Genomic DNA, 12,427 nt, shown 5'->3' on the forward strand with positions numbered 1-12,427 from the left:
GTGCGGTGCGTGGATCCGCTCCCGGAGGGCCGGCTGCTCAGACGCCGACGGCCGCCCCGAGGGGCGGCCGTCGTGTTCGTCTAGGAACGCGCGATCGGTGGGCCACCCTTGGGGGAGGCCCACCACCAGGAGTGGGTGTGGGGCGCGTGCATGGCTCGAGCGTAGCGGATGGGGCCGGGCGGGTGAGCCCCGTCACGTGATTGTCCGAGTCGTGTCTCATCCCTCGGGCAATGGTCACGAATCGCTCGCGTCACCCCGTAGCCTTGGCGGTGTGACCGTGACGAATCCCCACTCCTGGCAGTCCCTGCCCGCGGCGCAGCAGCCTGAATGGCCGGACCAAGAGGCTCTGCGCAAGACCCTTGCCGAGCTCGCCTCCTATCCGCCGCTCGTCTTCGCCGGCGAGTGCGACCAGCTGCGCGCCCGGCTCGGAGCCGTGGCGCGTGGTGAGGCGTTCCTGCTGCAGGGCGGTGACTGTGCCGAGGCCTTCGACGGCGTCTCGGCGGAGCACATCCGCAACAAGCTGAAGACCCTGCTGCAGATGGCGGCGGTGCTGACGTACGCCGCCTCGGTGCCGGTCGTGAAGGTCGGCCGCATCGCCGGCCAGTACTCCAAGCCGCGCTCCAAGTCGACCGAGACCCGGGACGGCGTCACCCTCCCGGTCTACCGCGGCGACTCGGTGAACGGCTTCGAGTTCACCCCCGAGTCCCGCATCCCGGACCCGGAGCGCCTGAAGCGGATGTACAACGCGTCCGCCGCGACGCTCAACCTGGTGCGCGCCTTCACCACCGGTGGTTACGCGGACCTGCGCCAGGTGCACGCCTGGAACCAGGACTTCGTGCGCAACTCGCCGGCCGGCCAGCGCTACGAGCAGCTCGCCCGGGAGATCGACAACGCCCTGGCGTTCATGAACGCCTGCGGCGTCGCCCCGGAGGAGTTCAGGACCGTCGAGTTCTACTCCTCGCACGAGGCGCTGATCCTCGACTACGAGACCGCGATGACCCGTGTGGACTCGCGCACCGGCGAGCTGTACGACGTCTCCGGCCACATGGTGTGGATCGGCGAGCGCACCCGTCAGCTGGACCACGCGCACATCGAGTTCGCCTCGAAGGTCCGCAACCCGATCGGGGTGAAGCTCGGCCCGACCACCTCGGTCGACGAGGCGCTGACCCTGATCGAGAAGCTGGACCCGGAGCGCGAGCCGGGCCGCCTGACCTTCATCACCCGGATGGGTGCCGGCAAGGTCCGCGAGCACCTGCCCACCCTGGTGGAGAAGGTCACCGCCTCCGGCGCGCAGCCGGTGTGGATCTGCGACCCGATGCACGGCAACACCTTCGAGGCCTCCAGCGGCCACAAGACCCGCCGCTTCGACGACGTGCTCGACGAGGTCAAGGGCTTCTTCGAGGTGCACCGCGCGCTCGGCACCCACCCGGGCGGCATCCACGTGGAGCTGACCGGCGACGACGTGACCGAGTGCGTCGGCGGCGGCGACGAGGTGCTGGTCGACGACCTGCACCAGCGCTACGAGACGGCCTGCGACCCGCGGCTCAACCGCAGCCAGTCGCTGGACCTGGCGTTCCTGGTCGCGGAGATGTACCGCGGGCAGTGAGGCGGCCACCCCGGAGAGCGGGGCGATCACCGAGATGTGACGAAGGCCCCTCCGGTTTCGGGATTCCCGAGCCCGGAGGGGCTTTTTCGTGCCCGGATCGCCGGGTAAGGTGAGGCTTAGTGAACTAAGGCAAGCCTTAGTCAAGATCCAATCCGCTCCACCCCCCCCGGGAGACCTGCGATGTACGTGTGCATGTGCCATGCGGTCACCGAGGACCAGGTGAAGAAGGCGATCGACGCCGGTGCCGACAGCCCCCGCCAGATCGCCAGGGGCTGCAAGGCCGGCACCGACTGCGGGTCCTGCGTCCGCCGGATCCAGGCGCTGCTCGGCGAGCACGGCGCCCGGCCGTGCCCGACCGCCCGGCTCGCCGCGAAGCTCGGCCTGGCCGACCCGGAGGCCCCGGAGCAGGCCCCGCCGGCGTCCGGGGCGCCGGCCCCGGTCAGGGTGCTGCGCGCGGCCTGAGGCCTCGGGGCTCCGGCGCCTCAGGACTCCGGCTGCTCGATCAGCTGGGCGAGGTAGAGCGCCTCGCCGAGCTTCTCCAGGAGCTCCAGCTGGGTGTCGAGGTAGTCGATGTGGTGCTCCTCGTCCGCCAGGATGTCCTCGAAGATGTTCGCCGAGGTGACGTCGTTCTTGGCGCGCATCACCACGATCCCGCGCTTCAGGCGGTCGATCGCCTCGACCTCGACCTGGCGGTCCGCCTCGAACATCTCCTTGACCGTCTGGCCGATCCGGACGTGGAACAGCCGCTGGTAGTTCGGCAGCCCGTCCAGGAAGAGGATCCGGTCGGTGAGGGTCTCGGCGTGCTTCATCTCGTCGAAGGACTCGTGCCGGGTGTACTTGGCGAGCTTCGTCCAGCCGAAGTTCTCCTGCATCTTGGCGTGCAGGAAGTACTGGTTGATCGCGGTGAGCTCCGCGGTGAGCTGCTCGTTGAGGAACTCGATGACCTCTGGATCGCCCTGCATGGCGCTGCCTCCCTGCGCTTCGGCCTGCGGTTGGTCCCGCGTTGCGCATCCTGGCACCGGGGTGGGCGGAAATTCCAGTAAGTTCACACTCACTAGGACATGTGTCGGAATATCCGATTTAGCCGGGAAGGTTCCGGGGGTAGTCGACCGTTGGCCCGTACGAGCGGGGCGTGCGGCCCGCAGAAGGGGCGCGCGCCGGGCCCCGGCCGCCGTCTGTCACCATGGAGCCATGGGTCAGTCCGAACAAGAACCACTTCCGCCGTCTGACCCGAGGATCCCCCCGGGGCAGCGCGCGCAGCGCGGCTGGCCCGCCCTGCACTACGGTCCGGTGCCCCGCTTCAAACCGCTGACCTGGGACCTCCAGGTGTTCGGCGCGACCGCCTCGGCGGAGAAGCACAGCTGGGACTTCACCGCCTTCCAGACCCTGCCCCGCACCACCGTCGTCGCCGACCTGCACTGTGTCACCAAGTTCACGCTGCTCGGCAACGAGTGGACGGGGGTGCCGGCGGCCGCCCTGCTCGACCTGGTGCCCCCCGCGCCCGGCGTCACCCACGTCATGGTCTGGGCCGAGTACGGCTACAGCGCCAACCTGCGGCTGGCCGACTTCGCCGACCCGCGGACGGTCCTGGCCACCCACCGCAACGGCGAGACGCTGACCGCCGAACACGGCTTCCCGGTCCGGCTGGTCGTCCCGCAGCTGTACGCCTGGAAGGGCCCCAAGTGGGTCCGCGCGGTGGAGTACATGCGGGCCGACCGCCGCGGCTTCTGGGAGGAGCGCGGCTACCACAACCTGGCCGACCCGTGGCGTGAGCAGCGCTACTCCTACCAGGAGGAGCCGGGCGACGGCCCGCTCCGCTGAGCCGCCCGACCCGCTCCGCTGAGCCGCCCGACCCGCTCCGCTGAGCCGCCCGACCCGCTCGCTGGGCCGCCCGACCCGCTCTAGAAGAACGGGAAGTTGACCGTCACCGCGGTGTGCTGCGGGCGGCGCTCGCCGGCCGCGGGGGACTGGCCGGACACCTTGCCCGTGCCGAACAGGTTGACCCCGGTGGTCTGCATCGTGAAACCGGCCGCCTGCAGCGTCTTCGCCGCGTCGTCCTTGCTCATGCCGGTGACGTCGGGCACGGGCACCATGCCCTTGCTGACCACCAGCGACACCGCGGCGTTCTCCTGCAGCAGCTGCCCGGCCGCCGGAGAGCTGCTGATCACCGCGCCCTCCGGCACGGTGTCGTCGTAGGTCTCGGTCACCCCGCCCCTGGTCAGCTGGGCGGCGGCCAGCGCCTCGGCCGCCTGGCCGGCGGGCTTGCCGGTGACGTCCGGCACGGCGATCCGCTTGGGGCCCTTGGAGACGGTCACCGTCACGGTGTCGCTCTTGCGGGCCCGCGCCCCCACCCCGGGGTCGGTGGCGATGACCTGCCCGGCCGGGACGCTCTCGCTGAACGCCTCGACGAACCGGCCGTGCATGCCCTCCTTGTCCAGGATCCGCTGCGCCTCGGCCCGGTCCTTGCCGAGCACACCGGGCACCGGTCCGTACAGGCCCTCGGAGAGGCCGTAGGTGACGCCGCCGACCGCCAGCACCAGGGCGCTCAGCGCGGCGACCCAGAGCAGCGGGCGGCGCGGGAGGCGGCGCAGCCGTCCGGGGCGGCGCCGGCGCACCGGGGTCGGCTCGTCGTACGGGCGCGGCTCGACCAGCAGCTGGTCCATCAGGTCCGCCGGGACGTCCAGCACGCTGGTGCGCTCGGGCGGCGGGGCGTCGGCCGGGTGCGGCAGCGGCTGGATGACCGAGGTCGGCTCGCTGGTCGGGTAGCGCGGGCTGGGCCGGGTGGAGGCCGGCGGCTCGGCGTCCAGCTCGGCCGGGGTGAGCGTGCGGCGGACCCGCTGCAGGGCGGCGAGCAGCTCGACCGCGTCGTACGGGCGGGCGTCGGCCGTCCGCGCGCAGGCGCCGGCCACTATCGCGTCCAGTGCGGCGGGGACGGCCGGGGCGGTCAGCGAGGGGGCCGGGACGTCCTCGTGCAGGTGCTTGTACATGACCTGGACGGGGTTGTCGCCGGTGTGCGGGCGGCGGCCGGTGAGCATCTCGTAGAGCAGGATGCCGGCCGCGTAGACGTCGACCCGCTGGTCGGTGGGGGCGTCCGGGAGGATCTGCTCGGGAGCGAGGTAGGAGACGGTGCCCAGGACGGTGCCGCCGGTCGCGGTGCTGGTCGAGGTGGGGGCGCCGTCCGCGGTGCCGAGCACCCGGACCAGGCCGAAGTCGGCGACCTTGACCAGGCCGCCCTCGGTGATCAGCACGTTCTCCGGCTTGACGTCGCGGTGCACCAGCCCGGCCCGGTGGGCGGCGCCCAGGGCGGCGAGCACCGGCTCCAGCACGTCCAGCGCGGCCCGGACGGACAGCGCGCCGCGGTCGCGCAGCAGGTCGCGCAGCGTGCGGCCGGGCACGTACTCCATCGCGAGGAAGACGTTCCCGCCGTCCGCGCCCTGGTCGAAGACGTTGACCACGTTGGGGTGGGTGAGCCGGGCGACGGCCTTGGCCTCGCGGATGAACCGGGCGGTGAAGCCGTCGTCACCGGCCAGCGAGGGGTGCATCACCTTGAGGGCGACGACCCGGTCCAGCCGGGTGTCGGTGCCCTTGTAGACGGTGGACATCCCGCCGGTCGCGATGCGCTGCTCGACCCGGTACCGGCCGTCCAGCAGGGTACCGATCAGCGGGTCGTGCAGTGCCATGTCCACCCGGGGGAGTCTAGTGCCGCGGGCGCGCACCGGACCCTGGGGACACCGCCCCCGGGCCCGGCTGTGCCCGGCTTGTGACACGGGACGCCCCCGGGCGCCGCGGGTGTTCCGGCGTCAGAAGGCGGGGCGCTCGCGGGTGTCCAGGTCCGCCCGGCCGGCCATCGCCGAGGAGGCCTCGGCGTGGAAGCGGCGCGGGATGCGGCCGGCCCGGAACGCGAGCCGGCCGGCCTCGGCGGCGTGCCGCATCGCCTCGGCCATCAGCACCGGGTCCTGCGCCCTGGTCACCGCGGAGGCGAGCATCACGGCCGCGCAGCCCAGCTCCATCGCCAGCGCGACGTCGGAGGCGGTTCCGGCGCCCGCGTCCAGGATCACCGGGACGTTCGCGCCCTCCACGATCAGCTGGAAGTTGTGCGGGTTGCGGATGCCCAGGCCGGAGCCGATCGGCGAGCCGAGCGGCATGATCGCCGCGCAGCCGACGTCCTCCAGCTTGCGGGCCAGCACCGGGTCGTCGTTGGTGTACGGGAGCACCGTGAAGCCGTCGTCGACGAGGGTCTCGGCGGCGTCCAGCAGCTCGATCGGGTCCGGCAGGAGGGTCCGCTCGTCGGCGATCACCTCCAGCTTCACCCAGTCGGTGCCGAGCGCCTCGCGGGCCAGCCGGGCGGTCAGCACGGCCTCCCCGGCGGTGTAGCAGCCGGCCGTGTTGGGCAGCACGCGGATGCCGTTGCGGGTCAGCACGTCCAGGACGGAGCCCTGGGTGGAGGCGTCCACCCGGCGCATCGCCACGGTGGTGAGCTCGGTGCCGGAGGTCAGCAGCGCGCGCTCCAGGACCTCCAGGCTCGGGGCGCCGCCGGTGCCCATGATCAGCCGGGAGCCGAAGGTCGCCCCGGCGATGGTCAGCAGGTCGTCGGCCATGGTCAGCCTCCCTGGACGGCGGTGAGGATCTCGATCCGGTCGCCCGCGGACAGCGCCGTGTCCGACCACGAACCCCGGGGCACCACGGCCTCGTTGAGCGCGGCGGCGACGCCGGAGTGGGCCGTGCTGAGGGTGGCCACCACCTCGGCGAGGGTGGTCGTGGCGGGCACCCGGCGGGGCTCGCCGTTGACGGTCAGTGCGATCTCGGTCATGCGGAGGCCTTCGTGGTGGAGCGGTCGGGGGAGAACCGGGTGGGGGTGAACGGCTGTGCCAGCTCGGGGAGTTCGCCGGTCGCCAGGTACTCGGCGAGCAGGTCGGCGGTCACCGGGGCGAGCAGCACCCCGTTGCGGTAGTGGCCGGTGGCGGCGACCAGTCCGGGCAGGGCGGTCGGGCCCAGCAGCGGCGCGTTGTCCGGCGAGCCGGGGCGCAGCCCGGCGGAGGTCTCCAGTAGCGGGAGTTCGGTGATCCCGGGGACCAACTCGTGTGCGTCGCGCAGTAGTTCGTAGACCCCGCCGGCGGTCACCGTGGTGTCGTAGCCCTGTTCCTCGGTGGTCGCGCCGATCACCAGCTCGCCGTCCTCCCGGGGCACCAGGTACAGGTGCTGCCCGCGCACCACGGCGCGGACGTTGCGGGACAGGAACGGCCGGTACGCCCCGGGCACCTGCAGCCGCAGGATCTGCCCCTTCACCGGGCGGACGGGCGGCAGCACCCCGTCCGGCAGGCCGGGCAGCCGGTGGCTGTGCGGGCCGGCCGCGAGCACCACCCGGTCGGCGGTCACCGCCCCGCCGTCGCCGAGCCGCACCCCCACCGCCCGGTCGCCCTCGACCAGCAGCTCGACCGCCGGGGTGCGCCGCACGACCACGCCCGCGGCCTCGCCGGCCAGCAGCAGCGCGGCGAGCAGCCGGCGGCCGTCCACCTGGTGGTCGTCGGCGACGTGCAGGCCGCCGCGCACGCCGGGGGCGAGCATCGGCTCCATGCGGCGGGCCTCCCGGCCGGTCAGCCAGGTCGAGTCCAGGCCGAGCCGCTGGTGGAAGGCGTGCAGTTCGCGCAGTTCCGCCCGGTCGTCGGAGTCCAGCGCCACGGCGAGCGTGCCGCACCGCCGGTAGCCGGTGTCCGCGCCGCCGCTCGCCTCGGTCAGTTCGGCGGCGAAGGCGGCGTACCGCTCGTTCGAGGCCATGCCGAGGCGCAGCAACGGCTCCTCGCCGTACTGCAGCTCGGTGACCGGCGCGAGCATCCCGGCCGCGACCCGGGCCGCCCCGCCGCCGGGGGAGGGGTCGACCACGACCGTCGCCAGTCCGCGCTGCGCCGCCCGCCAGGCGACGGCGAGACCGATCAGGCCCCCGCCGACCACCAGCACGTCGGCGCGGGCGCCCGGTGCCAAGCGTGTCAAAGCTGCTCTTCTCCCTTCGCCGGTATGACCCGGATCAGGTTCGGACGGTCGCAGGCCGTGCCAGCCCGCCTCTCAGCCCGGTCCGCCGGGCTCCCGTGATCGTGCCCCCACCATAACGCCGGTGGTCGGCCCGGCCGAAGGCGTGTACGAGGGGTGGACGGAGAGTGCGCAGGTGGGGGTGCCCGCGGCCGGCCGGGCGGGCGTGCGGTCCCCCTGGTGGACGCCTCGACCGGGCGTCGAGGGCGCTGAGTACAGTGACGGGCGTGGCAGAGCTGAGCGGAACGGATCAGGTGGTCGTCGTCGGAGCCGGGCTGGCCGGGGCGCAGTGCGCCCTCAAGCTGCGGCAGGGCGGCTGGCGGGGGCGGATCGTGCTGGTCGGCGAGGAGCGGCACGCGCCGTACGACCGGCCGCCGCTGTCCAAGGAGGTGCTGCTCGGCAAGACCGACGCCACCCCCCTCGACATCGACTACCCGCACCTCGGCATCGAGCTGCTCACCGGCCGCCGCGCCACCGGCCTCACCCCCGGCGTGCTGCACACCGACGGCGGTGAACTCCCCTACGGCGCACTGGTGATCGCCACCGGCGCCACCCCGCGGCGGCTGCCCGGCGCCGAGCGCGCGCACCTGCTGCACACCCTGGACGACGCGCTCGCGCTGCGGGCCCTGCTGCGGCCCGGGCTGCGCCTGGTGCTGGTCGGCGCGGGCTGGATCGGCGCCGAGGTGGCCACCGCGGCCCGCGAGGCCGGCTGCACGGTGACGGTGGTGGAGGCGGGCCCGGCCCCGCTGCCCGGTGCGCTGCCGACGGAGGTCGGTTCGGCGATGGCCGCCTGGTACGCCGAGGCGGGTGTCGAGCTGCGCTGCGGGGTCGGCGTCGCCGCCGTGGAGTCCGGCTCGGTGCTGCTGGCGGACGGCTCGCACCTGGCCGCCGACGAGGTGGTGGTCGGGGTCGGGGCCCGGCCCGCGACCGACTGGCTGGCCGGCTCCGGCGTCGAGCTGGACGGCACCGGCGCGGTGCTGGTCGACGAGCGCCTGCGCACGGGCGTGCCGGGCGTCTTCGCGGCCGGCGACTGCGTCAGCTACCCCTCCGCCCGGGTCGGTGCCCGGCTGGCCGTCCAGCACTGGGACCACGCGCTGCAGTCCGGCGAGGCGGCGGCGGCCGCGGTGCTCGGCGCGGAGGCGCCGCCGTACGACCCGGTGCCGTACTTCTGGTCGGAGCAGTTCGGGCGGATGGTCCAGTACGCCGGGCGGCACGCCGCGGGCGACCGGATGCTGTGGCGCGGCGGCCCCGGGGACGCCTCCTGGGCGGTGCTCTGGCTGCGCGACGGGGTGCCGAGCGCGCTGCTGACCGTCGACCGGCCGCGCGACCTCACCCAGGGCCGGCGGCTGATCGAGCGCGGCACCGCCCTGGACCCGGTCCGCGCGGCGGATCCGGCCGTGCCGCTGAAGGCCGCCGCCGCCCTCTGACCGGCCCCTTGGTGCGCGGGGGCCCGTCGAGGTGGCAGTCTGGTGCCGTGAGTGAGATCGATGCGAAGACTGATGCCCTGGTCCCCGAGTGGCTGTACCTGCCCGACATCTCCGAGCGGTGGGGCGTGCTCGTCACCGAGGTCCGCAACATGGTCAAGAAGGGTGAGCTGATCGCGGTACGCCGCGGACCCAACAAGTCGCTGCAGGTCCCGGCCGCGTTCATCGACGAGGAGGGCCCGGTCAAGCACCTGGTCGGCCTGCTGACGGTGCTGCGCGACAGCGGGTTCAGCGACGAGGAGATCGTCGAGTGGATGTTCACCGAGGACCCGTCGCTGCCCGGGACCCCGGCGCAGGCCCTCTGCGAGAACCGGGCGACCGAGGTGAAGCGGCGCGCCCAGGCGATGGCGCTGTGACGACCCCCGCGCCGGCCGCCGGCCCCCGGGCCCGGCTGGCCGACGCCCGGCTGTACCTGTGCACCGACGCCCGGCGCGAGCAGGGCGACCTGGCCGAGTTCCTCGACGCGGCGCTGTCCGGCGGGGTGGACGTCGTCCAGCTCCGGGACAAGGGCCTGGAGGCGCGGCAGGAACTGGAGGCCCTGGAGGTCTTCGCGGACGCGTGCCGGCGCCACGGCAAGCTGCTGTCCGTCAACGACCGCGCCGACGTCGCCCACGCGGCCCGGCCGGACGTGCTGCACCTCGGGCAGGACGACCTGCCGGTGCCGGCCGCCCGGGCGATCCTCGGCGAGGACGTGCTGATCGGGCGGTCCTGCCACGCCGAGTCCGAGGTGGACGCGGCGATCGCCGAGCCCGGCGTGGACTACTTCTGCACCGGTCCGGTGTGGCCGACCCCGACCAAGCCGGGCCGCCCGGCGCCGGGCATCGGCCTGGTCTCCTACGCGGCCGCGCGGGACACCGACCGGCCGTGGTTCGCCATCGGCGGGATCGACCTCGGGAACCTCGACGAGGTGCTCGCCGCCGGCGCCCGCCGGATCGTGGTGGTGCGCGCCATCACCGCGGCGGACGACCCGCGGGCCGCCGCCGCCGAGCTGTCGCGCCGGGTGCGCGCGGCCTGACCCCGTCGTCCGCCGCTGTCCGCGGTGCCTCAGTACTTGCGGACGGTGGCGGCCTCGGCCAGCGCCAGCAGCACCGCCCGGGCCCGCTCGTCGGCGAGCGGCGCCGCCTCCAGCGCGGTCAGCGACTGCCGCATCAGTTCCTCGATCCGGTGCTCCACCCGTTCGGGCGCGCCGCTGCGGGCGACCAGGGCGCGCAGCCCGGCGACCTCCTCGGGGGCGAGGTCCGGCGCGCCGAGGCGCTCGTCCAGGTGCCGGGCGTCGGCGGCGGACAGGCCGCGCATCGCGTGCGCCACCAGCAGGGTCCGCTTGCCCTCGCGCAGGTCGTCCCCGGCGGGCTTGCCGGTGACCGCCGGATCGCCGAAGACGCCGAGCAGGTCGTCGCGCAGCTGGAACGCCTCGCCCAGCGGCAGGCCGAACGCCCCGAACGCCGCCACCAGCTCCGGCCCGGCCCCGGCCAGCAGCGCGCCGACCTGCAGCGGCCGCTCGATCGTGTACTTCGCCGACTTGTAGTGCAGCACGGCCTGCGCCCGCTCCAGCGCGCCCGCGTCCGCCGAGTCGCCGGCCACCGGCTCCAGCACGTCCAGGTACTGGCCGACCATGACCTCGGTGCGCATCAGGTCGAACACCGGCTTGGCGGCCAGCACCGCCGCCGGCTCCAGGCCGGAGCGCAGGAACAGCTCGTCGCACCAGATCAGCAGCAGGTCGCCGAGCAGCACCGCGGCCGAGGCCCCGTACTGCTCGCGGTCGCCGCGCCAGCCGCTGTCCCGGTGCAGGGCCTCGAAGCGGCGGTGGACGGAGGGCAGGCCGCGGCGGGTGTCGCTGCGGTCCATCAGGTCGTCGTGCACCAGGGCACTCGCCTGGAGCAGTTCGAGGGCGGCGGCCGCGTTGGCGATCCCCGCGCCGTCGGCCGGGCCGCCGGCGCCGCGCCAGCCCCAGTAGCAGAAGGCCGGGCGCAGCCGCTTGCCGCCGTCCAGCAGGAAGTCGCGCAGGGCGTCCGTGGCGGGGGCCAGCTGGGGGGAGATCTTGTCCAGCAGGGCGGCCTGGCCGTCCATGAACGCGGCGAGGGCGGCGTTGACGCGGGTGCGGACGTCCTCCACGTCAATGGGGTTGGCCGGCCGGTTGCTGGACGAGGTCACGATGAGGCTCCGCTGGTTCGCTGGGGGTGCAGCAAGCGTAGCGGGGCGGCTGGGAACGGCTGTGCGAGCAGGTGTTCGGGCCCGGACCTACCGGCCGGTAGGGCCACCCGAACGGCGTCCACCAGGTGTCTCAATCCGTGGAACCGAGTTGTCCGGCCCCTTCGAACGCCGGATAACCTGCCAGCATGGCACTCGGAATCGCTTCCACCAGACCGGACCGCGCACAGACGGTCCGCGAGCTCCTGGCGGCCGGAAAGCGGTCCTTCTCCTTCGAGTTCATGCCCCCGCGCACCGAAGCCGGGGAGCAGAAGCTCTGGGACGCCATCCGCCGCCTCGAACCGCTCGACCCCAACTTCGTCTGCATGACGTACGGCGCCGGCGGCTCCTCGCGCGAGCGCACCGTCAACATGGTCGGCCGGATCGCCACCGAGACCACGCTCACCCCGGTCGCCCACCTGACGGCCGTCGACCACTCGGTCGCCGAGCTGCGCAACATCATCGGCCAGTACGCCGACCAGGGCGTCCGCAACGTCCTCGCGGTCCGGGGCGATCCGCCCGGCGACCCGACGGGCGAGTGGGTCAGCCACCCGGAGGGCGTCACCTACGCGTACGAGCTGGTCGAACTGATCAAGGGCATCGGCGACTTCTGCGTCGGCGTCGCGGCGTCGCCGAACATGCACCCGCGCTCGACCGACTGGGACGAGGACATCCGGCACTTCGTCGGGAAGATCCGGGCCGGCGCCGACTACGCGATCACCCAGATGTTCTTCGAGGTCGACGACTACCTGCGGCTGCGCGACCGGGTCACCGCCGCCGGCTGCGAGACGCCGATCATCCCGGAGATCATGCCCGTCACCAACGCCCGGCAGCTGGAGCGCTTCCCGCAGCTGAGCGGCTCCGCCTTCCCCGTCGACCTGGAGGCCCGACTGCGGGCCGCCATCGACGACCCGGCGGCGCTGCGGGCGATCGGCATGGAGCACGCCACCGCGATGGCGGAGCGGCTCCTCGCCGAGGGTGCGCCCGGCCTGCACTTCATCACCCTCAACCACTCCACGGCGACGCTGGAGATCTACCAGAACCTGGGCCTGCACCAGCGCCACGCCTGACGCGACGCCCGGCGCCGCGCCCACCCGGACGCGCACCCGGCCGCACCCCCACGAGC

The 12,427-nt window shown here is 73.8% G+C and carries 13 protein-coding genes and 1 riboswitch; of the genes, 7 read left to right on the forward strand and 6 right to left on the reverse strand.

The genetic code is table 11. The features are described from left to right. Nucleotides 1-271 precede the first annotated feature (271 nt). Entirely contained in the window at nt 272-1,606 is a 1,335-nt protein-coding gene (locus ACFYUY_RS06155; protein ID WP_360207409.1) for a class II 3-deoxy-7-phosphoheptulonate synthase, read from the forward strand. 180 nt (nt 1,607-1,786) lie between these two features. After that, complete coding sequence (locus tag ACFYUY_RS06160; RefSeq protein WP_360207407.1) at nt 1,787-2,068, forward strand: (2Fe-2S)-binding protein; 282 nt, start codon at nt 1,787-1,789, stop codon at nt 2,066-2,068. A 20-nt stretch (nt 2,069-2,088) separates the two neighbouring features. Here the strand turns inward: ACFYUY_RS06160 and bfr are convergent, their stop codons facing one another. Continuing rightward, entirely contained in the window at nt 2,089-2,568 is a 480-nt protein-coding gene (gene bfr / locus ACFYUY_RS06165) for a bacterioferritin (protein ID WP_030239990.1), read from the reverse strand. A gap of 229 nt (nt 2,569-2,797) precedes the next feature. On the opposite strand from bfr, the gene ACFYUY_RS06170 reads away from it, so the two are divergent. Then, nucleotides 2,798-3,427 (forward strand): molybdopterin-dependent oxidoreductase, encoded by a 630-nt coding sequence (locus ACFYUY_RS06170; protein ID WP_360207404.1) that lies wholly within the window; start codon nt 2,798-2,800, stop codon nt 3,425-3,427. Between the two features lie 80 nt (nt 3,428-3,507). Here ACFYUY_RS06170 and pknB read toward each other — a convergent pair whose 3' ends face one another. The 4 genes from pknB to thiO form a co-directional block, all read right to left on the reverse strand. Then, entirely contained in the window at nt 3,508-5,286 is a 1,779-nt protein-coding gene (pknB, locus tag ACFYUY_RS06175; RefSeq protein ID WP_387898677.1) for a Stk1 family PASTA domain-containing Ser/Thr kinase, read from the reverse strand. A gap of 120 nt (nt 5,287-5,406) precedes the next feature. Next, nucleotides 5,407-6,204 carry a thiazole synthase gene (locus ACFYUY_RS06180; RefSeq protein WP_360207402.1) on the reverse strand — a complete coding sequence of 266 codons (798 nt, stop codon included), beginning with the start codon at nt 6,202-6,204 and terminating at the stop codon, nt 5,407-5,409. Nucleotides 6,205-6,206: 2 nt separating this feature from the next. Continuing rightward, nucleotides 6,207-6,416, reverse strand: coding sequence for a sulfur carrier protein ThiS (gene thiS / locus ACFYUY_RS06185; RefSeq protein ID WP_360207399.1), 210 nt, complete (start codon nt 6,414-6,416; stop codon nt 6,207-6,209). After that, entirely contained in the window at nt 6,413-7,594 is a 1,182-nt protein-coding gene (gene thiO / locus ACFYUY_RS06190) for a glycine oxidase ThiO (protein WP_387898377.1), read from the reverse strand. Before thiO ends, thiS begins: the two co-directional genes overlap by 4 nt. Continuing rightward, a riboswitch (TPP riboswitch) is annotated at nt 7,589-7,701 on the reverse strand. (Overlaps the previous gene by 6 nt.) 147 nt (nt 7,702-7,848) lie before the next feature. Between thiO and ACFYUY_RS06195 the strand changes: the two genes are divergently transcribed. Genes ACFYUY_RS06195 through thiE form a run of 3 tightly spaced genes read left to right on the forward strand, consistent with a single transcriptional unit; the run spans nt 7,849 to nt 10,129 of the window. Beyond that, on the forward strand, nt 7,849-9,057 hold the full coding sequence (locus ACFYUY_RS06195; RefSeq protein ID WP_387898379.1) for an NAD(P)/FAD-dependent oxidoreductase: 1,209 nt from the start codon (nt 7,849-7,851) through the stop codon (nt 9,055-9,057). 47 nt (nt 9,058-9,104) lie between these two features. Continuing rightward, entirely contained in the window at nt 9,105-9,470 is a 366-nt protein-coding gene (locus ACFYUY_RS06200; RefSeq protein WP_360207391.1) for an Rv2175c family DNA-binding protein, read from the forward strand. Continuing rightward, a complete protein-coding gene (gene thiE, locus ACFYUY_RS06205; protein ID WP_387898383.1) occupies nt 9,467-10,129 on the forward strand; it encodes a thiamine phosphate synthase in 663 nt (220 codons plus the stop codon). The genes ACFYUY_RS06200 and thiE overlap by 4 nt, the downstream gene beginning before the upstream one ends. A 29-nt stretch (nt 10,130-10,158) precedes the next feature. On the opposite strand, the gene ACFYUY_RS06210 is transcribed toward thiE, so the two are convergent. Next, on the reverse strand, nt 10,159-11,265 hold the full coding sequence (locus ACFYUY_RS06210) for a polyprenyl synthetase family protein (RefSeq protein WP_387898386.1): 1,107 nt from the start codon (nt 11,263-11,265) through the stop codon (nt 10,159-10,161). Between the two features lie 185 nt (nt 11,266-11,450). On the opposite strand from ACFYUY_RS06210, the gene metF reads away from it, so the two are divergent. Further along, nucleotides 11,451-12,371 (forward strand): methylenetetrahydrofolate reductase [NAD(P)H], encoded by a 921-nt coding sequence (gene metF, locus ACFYUY_RS06215; RefSeq protein WP_360207383.1) that lies wholly within the window; start codon nt 11,451-11,453, stop codon nt 12,369-12,371. The last annotated feature ends 56 nt before the right edge of the window (nt 12,372-12,427 follow it).

This window comes from Kitasatospora sp. NPDC004745 (genome assembly GCF_042873275.1).
Taxonomy (GTDB): Bacteria; Actinomycetota; Actinomycetes; order Streptomycetales; family Streptomycetaceae; genus Kitasatospora.

Excerpts from the sequence above, each read along its gene's own strand:
- ACFYUY_RS06160 (WP_360207407.1), top strand. The coding sequence starts at position 1,787 with ATGTACGTGTGCATGTGCCATGCGGTCACCGAGGACCAGGTGAAGAAG.
- bfr (WP_030239990.1), bottom strand. The coding sequence starts at position 2,568 with ATGCAGGGCGATCCAGAGGTCATCGAGTTCCTCAACGAGCAGCTCACC.
- ACFYUY_RS06170 (WP_360207404.1), top strand. The coding sequence starts at position 2,798 with ATGGGTCAGTCCGAACAAGAACCACTTCCGCCGTCTGACCCGAGGATC.
- pknB (WP_387898677.1), bottom strand. The coding sequence starts at position 5,286 with ATGGCACTGCACGACCCGCTGATCGGTACCCTGCTGGACGGCCGGTAC.
- ACFYUY_RS06180 (WP_360207402.1), bottom strand. The coding sequence starts at position 6,204 with ATGGCCGACGACCTGCTGACCATCGCCGGGGCGACCTTCGGCTCCCGG.
- thiS (WP_360207399.1), bottom strand. The coding sequence starts at position 6,416 with ATGACCGAGATCGCACTGACCGTCAACGGCGAGCCCCGCCGGGTGCCC.
- metF (WP_360207383.1), top strand. The coding sequence starts at position 11,451 with ATGGCACTCGGAATCGCTTCCACCAGACCGGACCGCGCACAGACGGTC.